General features: G+C 40.0%; 17 protein-coding genes. 2 read left to right on the top strand and 15 right to left on the bottom strand.

What is annotated here, in order from left to right; all coding sequences use genetic code 11:
* Positions 1-525 precede the first annotated feature (525 nt).
* From hypE to E7276_RS09470, 3 genes are read right to left on the bottom strand one after another with little or no spacing between them, the layout of a single operon-like run.
* A complete protein-coding gene (gene hypE, locus E7276_RS09480; RefSeq protein ID WP_294216760.1) occupies positions 526-1,527 on the bottom strand; it encodes a hydrogenase expression/formation protein HypE in 1,002 nt (333 codons plus the stop codon).
* Positions 1,515-2,552, bottom strand: a complete 1,038-nt coding sequence (gene hypD, locus E7276_RS09475; RefSeq protein ID WP_294216756.1) for a hydrogenase formation protein HypD — start codon at positions 2,550-2,552, stop codon at positions 1,515-1,517. Before hypD ends, hypE begins: the two co-directional genes overlap by 13 nt.
* The gene (locus E7276_RS09470; RefSeq protein ID WP_294216754.1) at positions 2,552-2,761 is read right to left on the bottom strand and encodes a HypC/HybG/HupF family hydrogenase formation chaperone; all 210 of its coding nucleotides are present in this window, start codon (positions 2,759-2,761) and stop codon (positions 2,552-2,554) included. Before E7276_RS09470 ends, hypD begins: the two co-directional genes overlap by 1 nt.
* A 171-nt stretch (positions 2,762-2,932) precedes the next feature.
* Between E7276_RS09470 and E7276_RS09465 the strand changes: the two genes are divergently transcribed.
* Positions 2,933-4,705, top strand: a complete 1,773-nt coding sequence (locus E7276_RS09465; protein ID WP_294216751.1) for a sensor domain-containing diguanylate cyclase — start codon at positions 2,933-2,935, stop codon at positions 4,703-4,705.
* 34 nt (positions 4,706-4,739) lie between these two features.
* On the top strand, positions 4,740-5,081 hold the full coding sequence (locus E7276_RS09460) for a hydrogenase maturation nickel metallochaperone HypA/HybF (protein ID WP_294216749.1): 342 nt from the start codon (positions 4,740-4,742) through the stop codon (positions 5,079-5,081).
* Position 5,082: 1 nt separating this feature from the next.
* Here the strand turns inward: E7276_RS09460 and E7276_RS09455 are convergent, their stop codons facing one another.
* The 12 genes from E7276_RS09455 to E7276_RS09400 form a co-directional block, all read right to left on the bottom strand.
* Positions 5,083-7,572 carry a carbamoyltransferase HypF gene (locus E7276_RS09455; protein WP_294216746.1) on the bottom strand — a complete coding sequence of 830 codons (2,490 nt, stop codon included), beginning with the start codon at positions 7,570-7,572 and terminating at the stop codon, positions 5,083-5,085.
* Positions 7,573-7,578: 6 nt separating this feature from the next.
* On the bottom strand, positions 7,579-7,974 hold the full coding sequence (locus tag E7276_RS09450) for a 4Fe-4S dicluster domain-containing protein (protein ID WP_294216744.1): 396 nt from the start codon (positions 7,972-7,974) through the stop codon (positions 7,579-7,581).
* Between the two features lie 205 nt (positions 7,975-8,179).
* Positions 8,180-9,259: a hydrogenase large subunit gene (locus E7276_RS09445; RefSeq protein ID WP_294216741.1), complete on the bottom strand. Its 1,080-nt coding sequence runs from the start codon at positions 9,257-9,259 to the stop codon at positions 8,180-8,182.
* 1 nt (position 9,260) lies between these two features.
* Complete coding sequence (locus E7276_RS09440) at positions 9,261-9,623, bottom strand: NADH-quinone oxidoreductase subunit C (RefSeq protein WP_294216739.1); 363 nt, start codon at positions 9,621-9,623, stop codon at positions 9,261-9,263.
* Positions 9,624-9,632: 9 nt separating this feature from the next.
* Positions 9,633-10,100 (bottom strand): NADH-quinone oxidoreductase subunit B family protein, encoded by a 468-nt coding sequence (locus E7276_RS09435; protein WP_294216736.1) that lies wholly within the window; start codon positions 10,098-10,100, stop codon positions 9,633-9,635.
* A 12-nt stretch (positions 10,101-10,112) separates the two neighbouring features.
* Positions 10,113-10,997, bottom strand: coding sequence for an NADH-quinone oxidoreductase subunit H (locus E7276_RS09430; RefSeq protein ID WP_294216734.1), 885 nt, complete (start codon positions 10,995-10,997; stop codon positions 10,113-10,115).
* Positions 10,997-12,934, bottom strand: coding sequence for an NADH-quinone oxidoreductase subunit 5 family protein (locus tag E7276_RS09425; RefSeq protein WP_294216732.1), 1,938 nt, complete (start codon positions 12,932-12,934; stop codon positions 10,997-10,999). Before E7276_RS09425 ends, E7276_RS09430 begins: the two co-directional genes overlap by 1 nt.
* A 209-nt stretch (positions 12,935-13,143) precedes the next feature.
* Positions 13,144-14,622 (bottom strand): 4Fe-4S dicluster domain-containing protein, encoded by a 1,479-nt coding sequence (locus tag E7276_RS09420; RefSeq protein WP_294216729.1) that lies wholly within the window; start codon positions 14,620-14,622, stop codon positions 13,144-13,146.
* A 30-nt stretch (positions 14,623-14,652) separates the two neighbouring features.
* A complete protein-coding gene (gene hydF / locus E7276_RS09415; protein ID WP_294216727.1) occupies positions 14,653-15,837 on the bottom strand; it encodes a [FeFe] hydrogenase H-cluster maturation GTPase HydF in 1,185 nt (394 codons plus the stop codon).
* A 61-nt stretch (positions 15,838-15,898) separates the two neighbouring features.
* Complete coding sequence (gene hydG, locus E7276_RS09410; RefSeq protein ID WP_294216725.1) at positions 15,899-17,341, bottom strand: [FeFe] hydrogenase H-cluster radical SAM maturase HydG; 1,443 nt, start codon at positions 17,339-17,341, stop codon at positions 15,899-15,901.
* A 130-nt stretch (positions 17,342-17,471) separates the two neighbouring features.
* A complete protein-coding gene (gene hydE / locus E7276_RS09405; RefSeq protein ID WP_294216722.1) occupies positions 17,472-18,530 on the bottom strand; it encodes a [FeFe] hydrogenase H-cluster radical SAM maturase HydE in 1,059 nt (352 codons plus the stop codon).
* Positions 18,531-18,752: 222 nt separating this feature from the next.
* On the bottom strand, positions 18,753-21,677 hold the full coding sequence (locus E7276_RS09400; RefSeq protein ID WP_294216720.1) for a hypothetical protein: 2,925 nt from the start codon (positions 21,675-21,677) through the stop codon (positions 18,753-18,755).
* Between the last annotated feature and the right edge of the window lie 62 nt (positions 21,678-21,739).

Here is a 21,739-nt window from a genome sequence, read left to right as displayed (position 1 = left end):
TTTCTATGGATGAACTATTTTGAAAAATGTATTTTCGTTGGGCGGACATATTAGTTTTTTAAATTGGTACAACTCAGGTCTCAAGGGGAAATTGGGTTCATAGTACGTTTGCTAAGAAAATTTAAAAAGCAGGATTATCATATATTGGCACCGTGCTTTATACGACATCGTGTCGCGTGTCGCACTTGCGCCGCCGTCCTAGCGGCGCATGCCAATATATTGATAATCCTGCTTTTAATTTTCTAAGCGCACTCCCAAATCACCCAATTCCCCCTGAGCCTGAGTTGCACTAGTTTAGTTAGTTGTGTCCGCCCATAAAATACTTTTTTCAAAATTGTGCAGACATGAGAAAGACACATGCCAATAAAGATGCGATTCTTTGCATATTAGGGAAACAAAATATTCTTGCGAGGTGTTATGGACAGGGGCGGGCGGGGCGAGGTCGGCAGGGGCACAGTAGTTTACAATAGTGTATGGTTGTGGCCGGGGCGCCAGGTTAATGGGTGGACACCCTGGATAGACGCTTTAACATATACGTGGCAGGCCTTCGCCTTGAAGGATGTCAAGGAAACGTTTGCCTCCAATTTCGGTGTGCATGATGAGGGCTCCAGTTTCGATTTCGTCGGTAGGTTGGTTGACGGAGCCAATTATGCAGGCGTTGGCGCCGTAGTTGCAGGACTTGATGATGGCTAGTGCATCGTCAGCGTACTGCTTTGGTAGGATTGCAACTAATTTGCCTTCGTTGCCCATGTATAGTGGGTCAAGTCCTAGTAGTTTGCAAAAGGATTTGACTTGTAGGTCGATTGGTAGTTTGTCAGAGTGGATGTCAAATCTAAGGCTGCTAGATAGGGCAAGTTCTTTTAGTACCGTGGCAAGGCCGCCACGTGTAACGTCTCTGAGGACATGAACGGGAATGTGGCTTGCTACGAGTTTGCCAACCATTTCCTGTAGTGGTGCATTGTCGCTTTGGATTGTGTTTTTGATGCCCATTCGCTGGCTGAGGATGGTGGCATGATGGTCACCTACATTGCCTGATACGATGATCACATCATCTGGGGCTGCGTTTTTGGCTTTGATGTCTACACCCTTTGGTACAAAGCCTACTCCAGCGGTATTGATGTAGATTCCTCCATTGCCTTCGATGACTTTGGTGTCACCAGCAACTATTTTTACACCAGCTTCGTTGGCGGTTTCAGCCATTGATTTTACTATGCGTCTGAGAGTTTCTACCTCAGCACCTTCTTCCAAAATAAATCCACAGGTGATGTATTTAGGTATAGCCCCTCGCATACATAAATCATTGACGGTTCCGCAGATGCATAGTCTGCCAATGTCTCCACCTGGAAATTCAAGTGGTGTTACTACAAAGCTGTCTGTAGTCATAGCAATGGTGGCTTCTCCTGGGATGACTGCTGCATCCTCCATTTCTGAGAGCACATCACTATTGAACTGACTTTCAAATATTTCTCTAATTAATTCTCCAGTTGCACGACCACCTGAGCCGTGCTCCATAATTATCTTCTCCATGCGTTAAAACAACTTCCTTCTTCTGATACCATGCAAGCCCCCTGTGGTGTCATAGGGCTGCATGCCTTTTTAAATAGTGGACAATCTTCTGGTTTTGCTTTGCCCATAAGGATATCTCCACAACGGCAAGCTTTATTTTTCTTGTTATCCACATCAAGTCCAATGCTTCCTGCATCAAACTGTGCATATTCTTCCTTTAATATTAAGCCAGAGTTTTCAATAATCCCCATTCCTCTCCATGCAACATCAGCTGGTTCAAAGTATTTGGCTAATTGTTTCTCTATGATAGGATTTTTTTCATTGTCCACAACCGAGGTGTAGAAATTCTTTACACTGTAATCCTTGTTAAGAACCATTTGAATCAGGCCGTATATGGCAATTATAAGCTCCTTGGCAGCAAATCCAGATACTGCAAAGGGAATCTTATATTTGCTGGCCAGCTCATCAAAATACTGGGCTCCTGTTACAGCACTTACATGTCCAGGTGCGATGAAGCCGTCTATATTAGCTCCGTTTTCACATAGGAATCCAATAGCACCTGGCATTGTTTTCAAGGCTGTCAAAATCTGTATATTCTTGAGTCCCTTAGATAAAACATTATCCAGTAGTAGTGTGTAAATAGGTGCAGTAGTTTCAAATCCTACTGCTGCAAAAACAAAATTTCTATCCGGATGCCTCTTAGCCAAATCAAGTACATCCATTGGAGAATATACCATCTCCACTGAACCGCCTCTGCCCTTTGCCTCATTGAGACTCTCCTTGGAGCCTGGCACTCTAAGCAAATCTCCAAAAGTAACTACCGTTGTACCATTTATTAAGCTAAGCTCTATGAGCTTGTCCACATAAGCTGTAGGAGTAACGCAGACTGGACACCCAGGCCCCGACAGTAGCTCAATGTTAGGCGATAATATATCTCTAATGCCATGCTCTGATATTGCATGCGTATGACTACCACATACCTCCATTAACCTGATTTTAGGACCATCATAATTTCTCAAATAATCAACAAGCTGTGAGAATTCCATTACCCTTCCAGGCCTCCCATCAGCTCAATTATTTCTTCCGCCTCATCCTTTTTCAAAGTCTGTATAACACAGCCTGCATGAACAAGAGCGTAATCCCCTTCCTTTACTTTAACAAGTCCGGCATAGGCTTCAACTTCATTTCCATTAAAATCTACAGTAACCTTGCCATCTTTTAATTTTTTAACTAATCCCGGTATTGCAACACACATTTTACTTCTCCCATTTCCGTTCTATTTCAAGCTTTTTCATTATATCACTAAGGCTTTTGTTATGACCCTATTTTTTCAAAATTTGTACATTATTTCTTCATTATTTTTACGTCTTATTGTTGTAATTTGTTATACGTGTAAAAGTGCCGCTATTTTTTATAAGAGGTGTTTATGAAACAGTATAGAATCGTATTAGATAGAGCAGAAGTAGTAGAATCATTTGCTGCGCAAATTAAAGCTTATATAGAGCAAAATCCTGGCTATGTTCCTCTCCTTCAAGCAGTGGAGCCTAGTGGAGATATTGCTTATATCCAATATGGCTTGTCATTTGCTCAAGAATTTTTCCAGGACCTTACAATATTTGGAATGACCTCCCACTGTGCACTTACTCCAGATACACACAGTGCCAAGTTTCCTGTTGTTTCGTTACTTCTTTTTGAAAAAAGCAATTACCTAGTTCAGGGCTATGACTGCCATGATATAACTCCTTCAGAGGCAGGTAGAGAATTTTGCACCCAATTGTCATGTATATCTGATTTGAAAGGTATTATCATGATGTCTTCTGATTTAACCCTTTCGCCTCAGGGATTTATAGATGAGATAAGTGATCATTATCCAGATGTACCAATTTTTGGTGCTATTGCTGGTACCTCTGCCCTTTCAAAGGATTTATCACTTGTTTTCCTTAACGATAAAATTTTTGACAGAGGAATTGTTGCAGTTGCACTGTATGGTAAGGAATTAAATATAGAAATACATCACGACTTGGGCTGGAAGCCATTAGGACGACAATTCACAATCACATCAAGCACACCAGATGGCATTGTAAAAGAAATTGATAATCAGCCTGCATTTAATATTTATAGAAAATATTTAGGAGTAGAAGCAAATGAATATTTCTTTGAAAATACTTCTGCCTTTCCATTTGTATATAAGAAGGATAATAAAATCATTGGTCGTGTTGCTTTAAATTACACTAACAACGATTTGCAATTTGCCATGAATATTCCTACTGGTACAAAGGCCTCCCTTGCCTATGCCAAGGAAAAATACTTGCTTGCAGGAACATTGAAATCTGCAAATAAACTGGTGGATTTTGTTCCAGAAGCTATTCTTATTTATGCATGTATGAGTCGAAGGACTCTCATGGGTGATCAATTGGCAGATAAGGAATTTTCTTATTTTGACCAGGTTAATGCCAACTCTACTTGGAGCTGTGGATTCGCCGAAATCCTGTACAACGAAGAAGGCGCCGGATTGCTAAATGGAACATTTATATCTGTTGGGCTTCGAGAAGGAAATGCAAAATCAGAAAACAAGGTTAAGCCAATAATTGATAACGACATTAATCCTTCCACCACTGTTGTACCACTTAATGACCGTTTAATTAACTTCTTGGAGCATACAACTGCTGATTTAAACGACAATGTGATGCAGCTATTTGAAATGGCCAGTCATGACCAGCTAACTCATCTATTTAATAGAGATGCCTTCGATTATTGGTTTGATAAAAAATATGAGGAATTGGATGAAAGTGGGAATATGGCCATGGTTATGTTTGATATTGACCACTTCAAAAAGGTCAATGATATCTATGGTCATGATATAGGTGATGAAGTCATAAAGGGCGTAGTAAAGAGTATCAATGAGTCCATTCCAAAGGAAGCTATTATTGCTCGTTGGGGCGGCGAGGAGTTTATTGGCATTATGCCTGGTGTAACAAAGAAAGAAGCCATAGATTTGGCTGAGACAATTCGCAAATCTGTGGAAAGTACATCATTTGCACCTGTTAAAAAGGTTACCATCAGCGTTGGTGTTATTACCATCAACAAATACAACTGTCTCGATAAAAGAAATCTATTTACTCTTGTTGATTCAGCTCTTTACGAAGCCAAGGAAACAGGCCGTAACAAGGTAGTATTTAGAGCTACAAATAGTGTATAATTATGTCCATAGTATTTATTATATGGGAGAAGTCATGCACGAATTAGCTGTTACAGAATATGTATATAATTTAGTAAAAAAACAGGCTGACGCTTCTGGCGTCAGCCATGTTAATAAAATCCACTTGTTAATCGGAGACCAATGCGATTACGTTCCAGAAATAATTGAAGAATATTTGCAGGTTATGAGCGATGGCACTGCTCTTGCCGGCGTGAAGGTAGACGCCACCGTCAAGGAATCATTTGTTCACTGCAAGGATTGTGGCGCTGATTTTACTCGCCATCAATTCAAGGACGTCTGTCCAAAGTGCGGTAGCTACAATCTAAAATTAAACCGTTGCACTGACTTTATAGTTAAAAGCATTGAAGCTGAGTAGATTAATTATCACTATCTACGCCAGCCAAAAAGGCTTGACCTAAGCATAATCCCCCGTCTCCCGCTGGAAGTTCATTTGCTATGTATACTGTGAATCCATCCTTTTCCAAAATATCTATTGTCCTTTCAAGTAGAATTCTATTTAAAAAAGTTCCACCTGATAAAACAATCTGATTAATATTATGTTTCTTTGACACTGCACATATATAGTCTGATACTGCGTATATAAAACCTCTGGCAAGCTTCGCCTGTATTTCCTTCCAATTTGTATCAGATTTCTTATTATAGTAAATTTCCGTATTTACGATATCTCTAAATAGTTCTTTAGTATCTCCATCTTCTGCAATTGCAAGAGGGATGTATTCATTTGTTGAATAGGCAATATTCTCAAGCTCTACAGGAGCCTGGCCTTCATAGGTATTGTAGTGGCATATATCAAGCAATGCCGCAGCTGCGTCAAACAAGCGTCCCATGGAACTAGATGTGACTGTGTTTATATTATTATCAAGAGCAGCCTTTATAATAGCCATCTCACTACTGTCCAAAGCTTTATAGTCGATGCCCTTATCATAAAGCATTGCAGCTAGAATCGTATCGCAATTTTTAGCTCCTTCATCTCCGCCAATTAACTTTACAGGCTTTAGATGAGCCACTCTATCCATCCTAGACACTCCATCCCATTTAAAGACTTCACCGCCCCAAATTGTTTCATCATCCCCATAGCCTGTGCCGTCAAAGGCAAAGCCAAGCACTTGACCTTTAATATGATGCTCCGCAATAACAGCTGCCACATGGGCTTTATGGTGTTGATAAAATTTGGTTCCCTTCTGAGTTTGTGCTTGTCTACTACTGAAATATCCAGGATGCTTATCTGCCGCTATTTGGGTAGGATTAAATCCGAATATTTCCTTCATAGCCTTCTGCTCATCCTTGTAGAATTTCTGGCAGCTGACACTTTCCAAATCCCCTAAATGCTGGCTAATATAGGCGAGGCCATTTTTCACATAACAAAATGTAGACTTTAAATCTCCACCTGCTGCAAAAATTTCATTCCTAATATCCACCGCCATAGGATTAGGCACATGTCCTCTACCTCTTCTGATAAACTGCTGGCGACCTCTAACCACCTTCATTACAGAATCATCCATAGGTCTAAGAATTCTTCGGTCATGACTTAGCATAGCTATTGGAACATCATCAAATTCTCCAGAGGCAACTCTTGTCTCTAGCCATTCCGCCATTTTCTCATTATTGATTTCCAGCACATCACCGCTGGCATTTCCGCTTGTCATAATCAAAGGACCACATTCATTTACAAGCATAATCTGCAGAGGATTACAAGGTAACATTGCACCTATAAAAGGACTTGTAAGGCACACATTGCCTGCAAGTGTTGGTGTTTTATCACTAGATATATCATTTCTTCTTTGAATCAACACTATTGGTCGAGCACTCGAGTTCAGAAGCTTTTCTTCATCCGTATTTACGATACCGTATCGTCGAATTTCCTCTACATCCTTGAACATTACAGCAAAAGCTTTTTCCTCACGATGCTTTAGCTTTCTAAGGGCCGCTACTGCCTTTTCATTGAATGGATCACAAACCAAATGATAACCACCTATATCTTTAACAGCAACCACTCCACCTCTGACAATTACATCTTTAGCCTTAATTATTCCGACAACATTATCATAATTAATGTCTAAATTATCATTTTGGAGCATGCTAACATTGTCTGAAATTTCACTTGTGAACTTTCTGTGAACACCATTTTTTGCAAGATTTCCTGCAAAATCCACTTCTCCATCCACATCAGGCTCATCAGTAATGCTGTCAATCCGCGTAAATTCAAGCTTTGGCCCACAATCATGACAGGCTATGGTTTGAGCATGTCTGCGTCTGTCCACCTTACCCTCGTATTCACTTTTGCACTGAGAACACATTTCAAAATCACCCATAGTGATGGTGTCTCTATCGTAAGGCAATTTTTCTATAATTGAATAACGAGGGCCACATACTGTACAGCTAATAAATGGATGCATATACCTTCTGTTTTTAGAATCCAACAGCTCCGCCTGACACTTAGGACAAGTTGCAATATCTGCAGGAATCAGCGGGAGATTCTCTGCACTATCCTTGTCGGATTCTATAATGTGAAATCCATTTATATTATCTGTTAAAATTTTATTTTCAACGTCCTTTATTCTCTGTAATACTTTTGGTTCGTTAAAGGATTCGCATTTTTCTATTTCAAATAGGTTGTCTATATTTACTATTTCTACATTAGTAATAAAACCACCAGTTGGAACTTGAGTTTTGATTCTATTCAAAAACTCTCCTAGCACTTTTTCATCACCCTTTGCCAGGACAGTAACTATTCCACCAGTGTTTCTAACCCAACCTTCTATATTTAATTGGTCTGCTATTTTTGCAACAAAGGGCCTAAATCCAATTCCTTGGACTAGGCCCTTGATAATAATTTTTTGTATCATATTGTTTTAATTACCTGTAGCTGTTGCACCAGCAGGCTTTGCAGCTGGCTTTGGTGGTTCATAAGGAACCTCAACAGTATAACTATATTTTTCTGGGCCAGGCTCTTGATAGCCTGGTGTAATAGACAAGCACTTCTTAGGGCATTTCTCTGTGCAATATCCACACTGGATACAATCAAAACGATTGATTGTCCATGTTTTTCCTGCTCTATCCACCTTGATAGCCCCCGGTGGACAGCTGCGCATACACATACCACATAAGATGCACTGGTCTTTATTAATATCAACATGACCCCTAGTACGCTCCGGATACTCCTTTGGAACAAATGGATACTGAGTGGTTGCCGGCGCTGAGAAAAGGTTCTTAAAAACTTGTTTTGTAAATGGTAATATACTTCCCATAATTTTCTCCTTACTCCAGCGGTTACGTCTACAAGCCATAGATATCTCCGTTCGACTAAAATGTCTCACTTGAGATATCTATGAGCTTGATGTCTACCGCCTCATATAACTACCTTTTATCAATCCCTATACGGGAAAGCACAGCATTAATAATCCCCTCCGGGGATGGCTGTGCTGTGGGTAACATTTTTACCATGTAAAAAAGTTACCTCTCAGTACAACTAATACATGGATCGATTGTTAGCACCAAAAGTGGCACATCACCATATTGGCATCCCTGCAATGTCTGTGTAAGAGCAGGAATATTAGCAAAGGTAGGTGTGCGGACTCTAAATCTGTCAAGGAACTTAGTTCCGTTTGCTCTAACATGATAGAATGCCTCGCCTCTTGGCTGCTCAAGTCGAATAATAGACTCACCATTTGGCATTCCAGTTACCTTTGTATTAATCTCTGTATCTGGTATTTTGGCAACGCATTGTCTAATAATATCAATTGACTGGAATATTTCTCCTATACGAACCTCACATCTTGCGTAAGAATCACATTTAGTTGATGTGATGACTTCAAAATCCAAGTCGTTATAAGCAGCGTAGCCATTCTTTCTCATATCCACATTGATTCCAGATGCACGCATCATTGGACCAACAGCTCCACGTCTAATGGCATCCTCACCTGAGATAATACCAATATCAACCAAACGACTCTTTACAGTGTAGTCCTGCATAAATATGTCTGTCATATCACGGATTTCTTTTTCCATTTCATCTAGCTGCTTTACAAAATCAGCTAGCATGTCTGCAGGCATATCCTTTAAAACACCACCTATTGTATTTACCGAGAAAATAACACGACCACCTGTAGATGCTTCAAACATATCTAGGATTTTCTCACGAAGTCTCCATGAGTGCATGAATAGTGACTCAAATCCAAAACCATCAGCCAACAATCCAAGCCATAATAAATGAGAATGAATTCTACTCATTTCTGCCCAAATTGTTCTAAGGTAGTCTGCTCTACGAGGCACCTCAACATTCATTATGTCCTCTAGTGCCATGCAGTATCCCATACCATGCATGAATGAGCAAATACCGCATATACGTTCCGCAACATATACCATCTCGTTAAAATCTTTTTTGCTTGTAAGGCTTTCAAGACCCCTGTGAATAAATCCAATAGAAGGAATTGCAGCTAGTACCTTCTCATCCTCTAAAACTAAGTCCAGATGAATTGGTTCAGGAAGGACTGGATGCTGTGGGCCATAAGGCACAATACTTCTGTTTCCCATCTTACTCGCCCTCCTTCTCTAAAAATGGTGTCTCTACGTCTATACGATATAGTTTGTCATGTAAATCCACCTTAATATTATCTACATTAAGTCCCCATAGCTCGTGCATTTCGTTCTCATAATAAATGGCAGATTTATATACACGTGAGATAGAAGGAACCTCCTCATCTCTTTCAGCTATAAGTCTATAATTTACAAGATCATATCCATTAGCAAATGAATATGTAACCTCGTAATGATTCTCTGCCTTTGGGTAAGAGCAGCATATTTGGCAAAGTCTCCAAAGAGCATTCTTTTTTTCCATAATGACGGTAAGGAGCTCTGCCTTATCAATTAAATATAAATCCTTTTTAATCTCTTGCATGTTATCCTCCTACTGTCTAGCCTCGCCTGCTTGTACAGTGTCATATTCTCCTGCTTCAAGCTTTGCTGCCTTTTCTTTGAATAAACCAATGCCCTTTACTACACCATCAATAATTGACTCTGGTCTAGCTGCACATCCTGGTACATATATGTCAACAGGAATCACTGTATCAGCGCCGCCCTTAATGTTGTAGCATTCCTTGAAAATACCACCTGTGCAAGCACATGTGCCAACTGCTATAACAACCTTTGGCTGTGGCATCTGCTCATATATCTGTTTAACTACCGCCTCATTCTGTGAATTGATACCGCCAGTAATTAAGAAGATATCAGCATGCATTGGGTTACCTGTGTTGATTACTCCAAAGCGTTCAACGTCATATACTGGAGTGGTGCAAGCCAACACCTCTATATCGCAGCCATTGCAGCTACTTCCATCGTAGTGGAGTAGCCATGGCGATTTATGTATCTTACTCATTTCAACTTCCTCCTAACCACGAATAATCTCTAGCAAGAATAAATTCATGCCTGCTGACACTATTGTTACGCCCCATGCCATTTTCAACATCAACTGCCATTTAACTCTGGCAGATGTATTGTCGATGACAATTTCCAAAAACCATACTGCAAGGATTGCAACGATTGCGCCTATGATAGAAAGTGGATTCTTGTTAAGGAAGAACATTGCTACTATTCCATAAAGAATGGCATTCTCGTACCACTCAGCAAGTGTAACCATTGCATATTCTTTACCAACCATCTCAGCTGTCACACCCTTTACAACCTCTTGGTGTGCGTGGTGTGAGGTAGAAATATCAAATGGTGACTTTCTAAATTTGATTGTCAGGATAAATACAAAGCCAATAAAGAAGCCTGGTAGGAATACAATATTTGACCAATTGCTATTAACGATAATATTTGAAACAACAAATGTTTTTGGCTTTGTTGCTAAATAAAATCCAACGGCTACCAAAAGCTCCATAGGCTCACATGCCATAATTTGAACTAACTCTCTATGTGTTCCTTGGGAACTAAATGGAGAATGTGTTGTTGTAGATGCTAATATCAAAAACATTGCAGAAGTTGAAAGTGCAAATACAACAAGCAACAAATCAAAGCCTGCAAAGAACAGAATTCCTGAAAGTAAGATGAAGCAAAGGTATGAACGAATCATAAACAATTGCATAATGTTAGCACTTAAGAATTCCTTCTCGAATAATTTCTTTAAGTCATAGAATGGCTGGAGCACTGATGGCCCCTTTCGTCCCTGCATACGTGCTGAAATCTTGCGATCAAAACCATCCAATAAACCAATAACAAGCGGTGCAAACAAAATGTAGCAGCCTGCAAATATTAATCTAGTACTTAATTCCATTAGAATGCACCTCCTATTACGATTATTTCATAAACAATAATAATGAAGGTGGAAATCATGATAGCTGGAGTGAAAAGCCTCTTCTCTCCCATGATATCTTCCATATAGAAGTTTGCCACATGCATTTCCTTTGCCTCACCTGTAGCTGAAACAAAGTTCATGTTATCACCGGCATTTGCGCCGCCCATGTAAGTAAGCACCTTTTTATATTTAACATTCTTTGTCATTAGGTAATTGATATATGGAATAACAAATATACCAACCAACAACACTATCATGATAATAATGTTCTCCTTGGAAATTACCTGAAGAACTATTCCAAACATTTCTCTTGAAAGAGGCTTTAATACATTTGTAGAAATCCATGGGAATCCAAGGATCAATGCCACCATAAGTATTGCATGGAAGAACATTGAAATGTACTCGTTTCTCTTTGTTAAATCTCTTGATTTCTCTCTTGGTGAAGGTCCAAGTATCTTTGACATCCACTTTGTCCAGTAGAACATTGTTGTTGCAGAACCAAAGCAAATGAACAATACCATAAGTGTAGAAACATAAACTGACTCTGTATCAATAAATGCTTTTAGTGCTGCCCATTTTGAAATAAGCATTCCAAATGGAGCAAGGAACATTCCAGCAATACCAATCATGAGGATCAAAGCAAGCTTAGGGAAAATTGACATAAGTCCCTGCATATCCTCTACATCACGGCTACCTGTTGTGTTTTCAATTGCACCAACACACTGGAAAAGCATAGATTTTGAAACTGCATGGAAAATTACAAGGAATACTGCTGCCCAAATTGTTTCCTCATATCCACAACCGGCACATGCAACTATAAGGCCTAGGTTTGAGATTGTGGAATAAGCAAGTACCTTTTTACCATCTGTAACAGAAATAGCTAGGCAAGATGCTGCAAGGAATGTAAATCCGCCTATCAATGCAACCATATTTCCTACATAATTGTCAGCCATAGCTGTGGACAATCTAATTAGCAAATACACTCCAGCCTTTACCATTGTTGCACTATGTAAAAGTGCTGATGAAGGTGTAGGCGCAACCATGGCACCAAGAAGCCATCCTGAAAATGGGAACTGAGCTGACTTTGTAAGCGCTGCGAAAGCAAGCATTGCAATTGGAAGCAAATATTTCATATCTGTAGGATTGTATTCAGCAAGCTTGATTATCTCGAAAAGGTTTGCTGTGTTAAACCAAAGAATACCTACAGAAATTGCAACAGCCAAGCCACAACCACCTAAAAGGTTCATCCACAATGCCTTAAAGGAATTGTTAATAGCCTCTTCAGTTCGTGTATAACCTATCAAAAGGAATGATGTAACTGATGTGATTTCCCAGAAGAAGTAAAGTCCCAAAAGATTTGCGGAAAATACAAGACCAAACATTGCCCCAAAGAAAACAAATATCATTGATAAAAAGAAACTACGTCTATCCTTAAGTTCCTTATGGTGATGGATATGATATCCATGCATGTATCCAACTGCATAAACACCGATTAATGATCCGATTACTCCGATTATCAAAACCATGATAAGTGTAATCCAATCAAATCTCATAGTGTATGTATCCTTTAGCTTTGGGCCAAACATTTCCAAAACCGATGGAACAACTGTTGATACTATCGTAAGAACAGATATTATTCTCTTTTTATACTTGAATGAAAGATATGTGATAAAAAACATCAATAGAATATCGCCAACCAAAAAAATATAACCAAATATCTCTTGATATGGCAATCTAAAATTCAGCGTCTCGCCTCCAGCAAGATACCACTGAACAGCTGTAATAACTGATAGAACCATAACGATTCCACAGCCTAGATAGACGAAAAAAGCTCTGCACTTTGAATTGTGAATCAGCGCAGGAAAAATCGCCCAAAGAAATGGTAAGCAAATCAATGCTGTCGCTAATGTTACCATTACTTTCCCCTCCTTATTACATTGTAAAAATTCCTATATATAAACTCTGTTTCCGCTGCAGAGTGAATAGGTCCCCACCTAGTGTGTTTATTTTTTAACACTCTCTATATATTACCACATTTTAACTAAAATGGATGTCTATTTTTTACTTTTTCATGTGATATTTTACACAAATAAAAAAGGCCTCAAATGAGGCCTTTTAATGTTGCTTAATCTCTATGTCCATCTCTATACATAGAGAACTTATCCATTGGATAGTTTTCAAGGTTTGCAAGAATCTTACGTCCATCAGCCTTTCCGATAAGACCTGTTCTAGCCTTAAGAATCTCACGCTCTGCCTTGTGCTTAGAAGGTCCACCAACGCAACCACCTTCGCAAATCATACCTTCTACGAAGTCAGCGTCAAGTTTGCCGCTCTTAAGTAACATAAGTGCTTTCTTACACTCAGCACCACCTGCACACTGCATAAGCTTGATATCATCTGTATTCTCGCCACGCTCCTGCATGCACTCGATAACAGCCTTAGCAACACCACCTGAAGAAGCAAAGTGCTTACCAAATGTAGAAGACTCCTGATATGTCTCCTCTACTGGCTCGAACTCTACACCCTTAGAACGCATAAGTGCACGAAGCTCACCATAAGTGATAACATAATCTGCATTTCCTGGAACTGTCTCATCAGCAGCCTCAGACTTCTTAGCGATACATGGTCCAACGAATACTGTAACTGTATCCTCGCCCATTGTAGCCTTAACGTATCTAGAAATAGCACACATTGGAGAAACAGTAGAAGACATATTATTCTCGAACTGCTCTGGGAAGTGCTTTCTAAGCATATTGATAAATGCTGGACAGCAAGATGTTGTCATCTGATGTCCTTCCTTTTTAGCCTCAGACCATTCAGCTGACTCATAAGCAGCTGTCATATCTCCACCGAGACCAACCTCGATCATGTCTGTGAAACCAATCTTCTTGCATGCAGCCTTAACTGCTGCCATTGAGATGTCCTCACCGAACTGTCCCTCTGTAGCTGGTGCACACATAGCGATAACCTTCTTGCCCTCAAGGATTGCCTTGATAATGTGAACAAGGTAAGTCTTTGAACCGATAGCACCGAATGGACAGCTGTGGATACAGTGACCACATGAGATACACTTCTCATCATCGATTACACAGTGTCCCCACTCATCATAAGAAATAGCACCTACTGGACAAGCCTTCTTACAAGGTCTCTCAAGGTGAACGATTGCCTGATAAGGACATTCCTTAGCACACATACCACATTCCTTACACTTTGAAGGATCGATGTGCATTCTTCTCTCACCTGGTGAAATAGCACCAAACTTACATGAGTTGAGACAAGCCTTTCCAAGACAGAAACGGCAGTTGTCAGTAACTGAGTAAGAAGCGATAGAACAGTCATCACAAGCTGGCTGGATAACCTGAACTACGTTCTTTGAATCTGGGTTTGTTGGAAGATTCTCTGCGCAAGAAAGGATAACACGCTGTCTAACGATTTCTCTTTCCTTGTAAACGCAGCAACGATAAGTAGGTCTAGGACCTGGGATAATCTCGTAGCAAACCTGCTCCTTATGAGAAGCATCAAGCTCACCATTCCAAGCAAGCTTACAAACTTCTTCCATAATGCTGTGCTTCAATCTTACAATACTTTGATCTGAAGTAACCATATTTTTCTCCTTTTACATTTAATGTGCCAGTTAATGTATTATTTTTAGACTCCTGTCTAAAATACCGTTGAACTCGGCTATAGCCATACCGTAGTTCACGATTGGTATATTTTGCATTTTGCAATGCTTCACGCGGCTTTTCATTTCGTTGTCGTTAATCATGCATCCGCCGCAATGAACTACTAATTTATATTTTGATAAATCCTCTGGGAACTCATTGCCAGAAGAAAATTCAAAATCAATTGCCTTACCTGTATAATTTCTTATCCAGTTAGGTATTTTGACTGTGCCGATGTCATTGCACTGCCTGTGATGAGTACAGGCCTCTGAAATCAACACAACATCTCCTTCTTCTAATTCCTTAAGGGCTGCCACACCCTCAAGCTGTGTAGCGAGACTACCTCTATATCTCGCCATTAGAATACTGAATGATGTTAAATATATATCCTCGGGAACTAGCTTTGACACCTGCATAAATGCCTGTGAATCCGTAATAACAAGAGAAACATTTGCATTTTCTTCTAGTGTCTCTGAAAGCTCGCTAGGCTGACAACAAATAGCTTTGCATTTGTGATCTAACAAATCTCTAAGAATCAACTGCTGTGGGAGAATGATTCTACCCTTTGGTGCCGATTCGTCGATTGGAATAACAAGCACTACTGTGCTCTTTTCTGCTATTAAATCTGAAACTGGAACAGCTTCTTTTTTATTTGGAAGGACTGCAATTATTGCTTCCTTTACCTTTGTCATATCATCAGAATTAGCATCGGTGAAAACAAGCTTTTCACCAGGCAATTCTTTGTATCCATGAGCCTCAGCCTCATCCACATGATTCTCAACAATAACATATGGAAGCTTGCGCTCTTTAATGATTTTAACGAAATCAAGTTCCTCCTCAGAGAGGCTGTTGTTTCTGGCATCTAAAACCAGAACCACTATATCCATCTCATCAAGGATTCTATATGACCTCTTTTTACGTAACTCGCCAAGCTCTCCTTCGTCATCAAAACCTGCTGTATCGATAATAACAACCGGTCCGATTGGAAGAAGCTCCATTGACTTTTTAACCGGGTCAGTTGTGGTCCCCTTGTGAGCAGAGACCAACGAAATCGACTGATTAGTAATTTTATTTACGATGCAAGATTTACCAGCATTTCTAATTCCGAAAAACCCTATGTGAACCCGCTGTCCACTTGGTGTGTTGTTCAATGACATTTTTCACCTCTTTGGTCACACGCCATTAATATTATATAAAATAATTTTGTCAATTATATGACTAAAATCTAAAATCACGGCGGTCAGAATTCTTGATAGCCTCGATGTTTTCCTCAGCTGTCTTTCTAACATTTTCCTTAGGAATCTTCTTTAATTCCTCTTCAATCATCTTGTAGCCAATCTTCTTTGTCTCCTCAGAAGCGTAGTCAACAAGATACTCTGTAAGAGTCATAAGAGCATTTGGATGACAGCAGTTGATAATCTGACCTGTCTTGCAAAGTGACATGAATCTGTCACCTGTACGTCCTGCTCTGTAGCATGCTGTACAGAATGAAGGAATATGACCTGTCTCCATAAGCCACTTAACAACCTCGTCAAGTGTACGCTGATCAGAAACGTCAAACTGCTCTGTATCGTGAGGTCTCTCCTCCTCTGTGTAGCCACCTACTGATGTACGGCTACCACCAGATACCTGAGAAATACCTACCTGAAGCATCTTGCGACGTACTTCCTCTGACTCACGAGTAGAAATAATCATACCTGTATATGGAACTGCAATTCTGATGCAGGCTGCAATCTTTGTAAACATCTCATCTGGAATAGAGTTGTCAAATGCATCTGGATCAATATCGTCAGCGTGCTTAACACGTGGAACTGAAATAGTATGTGGTCCAACACCGTGAACTGCCTCAAGATGCTCAGCATGCATAAGGAGTCCAGCGAACTCATACTTGTAGCTTTCAAGTCCAAAGAGAACACCAAGACCTACATCATCGATACCACCCTCCATGGCTCTATCCATAGCCTCTGTGTGGTAAGCATAATCATGCTTTGGTCCAGTTGGGTGAAGCTCCTCGTAGCTCTTTTTATTGTATGTCTCCTGGAAGAGGATGTATGTACCGATGCCTGCTTCCTTGAGCTTGCGATAGTTCTCTACTGTTGTTGCTGCGATATTAACGTTTACACGTCTGATATCACCATTTTTATGATGAATGCTGTAAATGGTATTGATGCACTCTAAGATGTACTCAATTGGGTTATTTACAGGGTCCTCACCTGCCTCGATAGCAAGTCTCTTGTGGCCCATATCCTGAAGTGCGATAACCTCTGCCTTTACCTCTTCCTGTGTAAGCTTCTTACGTCCGATGTGCTTGTTCTTGAGGTGGTATGGGCAATATACGCATCCATTAATACAATAGTTTGAAAGATAAAGTGGAGCAAAAAGAACGATTCTGTTTCCATAGAATGCATCCTTAATCTCCTGAGCTACCTGATACATCTTCTCGATGTATTTTGGCTCCTCACATGCAAGAAGCACAGATGCCTCTCTATGAGTAAGTCCCTTGCAAACGCAGCCCTCTGCTGTCTTAACTGGGCGAGCCTTCTCAAGTAGCTCCTCGATTAACTCAAAATTGTTTTTGTTTGCTTCGGCGTACTCAATAGTATCAAGTATCTCCTGATTATCGATAAACTCCTCTGCCTTTAATGATTTTACATTGTACATAATAATTTCCTTCTTTCTATGTGACGCTAGTTACGTTATCAAGCCTTAGTGTTTCTCCGCTCAGCTGAAATGCTTCGCTTGAGAAACCTAAGAGCTTGATAACTACTAGCTATTTAAAAACTACTAATAATTATTGTACTAGTCCTGCACGGTTGCCGGGATCCACTACTATTTCGTATCCGATAGTAGACATGCGCTGTTCTAGGCAGCCTCTGCACTCTGCCGCCTCTTCCCCTGTACAAATCTTGTTGTCATAGAGCGTATACATACGTCTGACACTAACTGGAGAAAGATTAGGCATCACAACATTAGCACCAGCCTGAATGCCCTTCTCACGACCACGTGGATCTATAGTTCCAAGGGCTGTAGTGGCAGGTAAAAGCACCTGCGGATAGATAATCCTAATAAGCGATAAACAAAATAGTGTTGTGTTTAAAGTTCCACTAGCCTCCTTGGCAAATGGTGTCTCCTTATGACTGATAAACGGTCCAATGCCGCACATGTCTGGTTTGAACTCTTCGATAAATTTCAAATCCATAGCCAAGTCATAATTGGTCTGACCAGGAGACTCTACCATGAAGCCAGCACCAACTTGGTAACCGATTTCTTTTAAGTCTCTAAGGCAACGCATCCTATTTTCCCAAGAAAGCTCTGCCGGATGAAGCTTGGCATATAATGCTGGATTAGCAGTCTCATGTCTGAGAAGATATCTCCTAGCGCCTGCCTCATAATATTTCTCATAGCTTTCTCTAGAACGCTCGCCGATAGACAATGTAACAACCATGTCCTCATGAGCTGCCCTGATACCAGAAACGATATCGCAGATGTCCTCATCAGAAAATGCGAAATCCTCGCCGCCTTGCAAAACGATAGTTCTAAAACCTAATTCGTATCCTGCGTCAGCACATTCTAAAATCTGTTTCTTGGAAAGTCGGTATCTCTCACAATTGTGATTCTCACGACGGATACCACAGTAATAGCAGTTGTTCCTACAGAAATTAGTAAACTCTATAAGTCCACGAGTAAAAACTTTATTGCCATAATATTTATCCTGATAAGCTCTGGCATACTCTGCTGCCGCCTCCATAAGCTCATCATCAACATGATTAAGCAAGTACTCGTATTCATCCACTGTAAGTGAATGCTCAATATTTAATTTATCTAAAAGACTTTTTGCATTTATATCCATATTGTTATTGAGAAAATATATCGTTTATTTTTTCACAAAGTATACTATAACATAAAAATTTAACCATGCTATGATTTTTTCGTCTATTTACTGTTCTTTTTTGTATACAAGATTTTAGGATAAAAAAACTGACGGAATCCAAAGACTCCGTCAGTAGTATACCTTTAAATTGTGACCTATTCCTGTCCAAACAATGAACTCGAACACAATGTCCTGGCTTTATTATTTTGTTGTATTCTTCTTGTCCTCAGACTTTTTCTTAGCATAAGCTACACCGCTACAGATTGCTACGATAAGAACAAGGAGTAACCACCACCATGACTTCTGGAAGAAGTTCTTCTGTGGAGCTGCTGCAAGTGGAGTTTCCTCTGGAGCGATTGATACCTCATCAACCTTCTCCTCTGTCTCCTCTACAGCATCCTCGTCAACTGCAAGTGGTACCTCTGTCTCATCAACGGTTACTGTATCTGCATCTGCAACGTTGTTATTGTTGTTAGCGTTACGTCTAACTGCTGTGTTTGTTGTGTTTGCTGTGTTACCTGCGAGAGGTACTACAGGGTTGTCTAACATAACAACATCATTCTCTGCAACTTCCTCAACTGGAGCTGTTGTTGGATAGTAGCGTCTAGATGAGCTGCTTGATGATGTAGTTGTTGTAGTTTCTGTTGATGTACTAGCTGTTTCATCAGATGTCTGGCTAGGAGTCTCAGGAATAATTACTGTAAATCCTTCTGTAGAATCCAATGATGTTGCGATTTGGTCTGCAATTTCCTGAGCAGCAGTTGCATTATCAGTTGCCTGCTTATGTGCCTCTACAGCCTTTTCATAAGCTGTAACTGCGTCTTTCCACTTCTGCTCCATCTCATCAAGAAGGTCCTTAGATGCATTCTTTGTAGCAACAAGGTTTCTGATTTCTTGAGCCATATCAACAACCTTATCATATGCAGCCTTAACTTCTTTTGCTCTAGCATCAGCAGCATTCTTTTCCTGTGCTGTTGTGCCGATATTGTCATATGCCTTAGATGTTTCATCATATGCCTTTTCATATTGCTCATGAATATCATTGTAGCTATTTGTTTTAGACACAACTTTATCATCGGCTGCTTTCTTATCACCTTTTGCTGTCTCTAAATTAGTATTAGCTGTCTCTAATTTTCCTGTAGCAGTCTTAACGCTCTCCTCTAATCCAGAAATAATTTTGTTTTGAGCATCAATTATCTCCTGAGCTGCACCAGCCTTGTCATTAGCAGCATTCATCGCATTAGTATATGATGTTTCAACCTGCCCCTTCTCTGTTTCTGCAGCAGTTTTTTCTGACTCTGCATTAGCCTTATTCGTATTAGCAGTACTAATAAAACCATTCTGAGTATTGATTACGCCCTGAGCTGTAGAAACCGTAGTTGTATCATTAATAACATCATTAATACTTGCAAGCTTTGCAGCAGCATCAACAAAGAATTGTGCTGTACCCTGTGCAACAGTGCCATTTCTATAATTTGCAACCCATGTCTTAAACTGGTTTTCTGTAAGAACGATTGTAGTCTTACCTAATGATTTATCAATAAGCTCTATCGATTCTGTTCCACCATACCAATAATAATTTGTTTTAAAATTATAGTCATGAGTATTACCTGAATTATCTACTATTCTAATATAGTGATCTTTCCAACCATCCCAATCCAAAAATTTTGAAGACTGCACTGTACCATTTGCATTTCCACTTATAACACTGTGATAGAAAAGTGCCATAGCTTTACCAATGGCAATATCATTATCGCGAGTAATGGCTTGCCTTACACCAGAATGTCCTTTATTCAAAGCATCCTCAACAGCCTTAATTCTACTATCAACCTCTGCTTTTGCCTTATTATAAGCCTCTTGTGCAGCATCCTTTTGACCATTGGCTTCCTCTACAGCCTTATTATGAGCTTCAATTATTGCTTGCTGTTTTTTTATTTCAGCATTAGCAGCATCAATTCTCTTTTGCTGTGCATTAATCTTCCCCTGAGCATCTTTGATTTTCTGAACAGCAGCTTTATATGCCTCAGAATTTACGCCATACTGTGCTTCTGCAGCTTCCTTATCCTTTGTAGCTGCGGCAATAATATCCTGCTGCTTTTTGATTTCCTTTTCAGCCTCATCAATTGAATCATTATAGCCTTTTATCTCTGCATTAAGATCATCTACAGCTTTCTGTGAATCTTCTAAATTCTTCTTAGCTGTAGCAGCTTCTTTTTCTGCTGTTTCTTTTTCTTGCTGTGCAGTCTTATCCTGCTGATATAAATCACCTGAAATATCAGATTTTACTCTATAATCCTCTTGTGCATTTTCGTATGCTTGTTCAGCTGTCTCAAAATCATTATTAGCTTTTTCTAAATGCGCCTTTGCTGTATTAATAGCATCTGCTACATCACCAGAATATACAGGATTTCCATCCTCGTCTACTGTTGACTGAGCAAGGAGTGCATCTAAAGCAGCCTGAGCGTCATTTACTGCTGCTTCTGCTGCCTCATAAGCAGTCTTTGCTGCATTATATCTAGATTCTGCTGATTCAGCAGCTTGTCTTGCAAGCTCTTCATCTGTGCCAGCCAAAATCTCATTGTCACTTGCAGACTTTGCTGCATCATAAGCATCAGAAGCCTTTCCTTCTGCTTCTGCTCTAGCTGCATCTGCTTCTTCCTGAGAACCATATGTACCATTCTTTGCATTCTCAATATCTGTCTGAGCATCTGTTACAGTCTGTAAATCAGTTGCACTCTGATCTGCTGCTGCCTGAGCATCTGATGCATAACCCTCTGCTGCCAAAGCATCGCCATTCTGCAATCCCTGATTAATTGTATCAACAGTTTCCTCATAATCTGCCACTGCTGAAGATGCATCTGCGTTTTTCTTATCTAAATCTGTAATATCATTGCTTAAATCAGAAATAGATGATGCAGTATCGTCCATATTTGCAGCTGTTGCTGCTGTACCTGCATCCTCTACACTTTTTACGACATCAGCATTTGATGTTGTCTCCTGAGAAATATTCTGGTTGGCCTGAGCTTCTGTATTCTCCTCAGCCTTAACTATAGTTGGATTAACAGCTAATCCTGCACCAACTCCAAGCGCGATTGTTGTAATAACCTTTTTGTCAAACTTCTTCATAGTAATCATTTTCTCCTCTCTGATAATCGCCCTCTATCTGTGAATAATCTGTGACGATTATG

The sequence above is a fragment of the Pseudobutyrivibrio sp. genome (genome assembly GCF_015057185.1).
GTDB lineage: Bacteria > Bacillota > Clostridia > Lachnospirales > Lachnospiraceae > Pseudobutyrivibrio.
The sequence above is the reverse complement of the archived record's forward strand: the minus strand, read 5'-3'. Positions and strand labels throughout refer to the sequence as shown.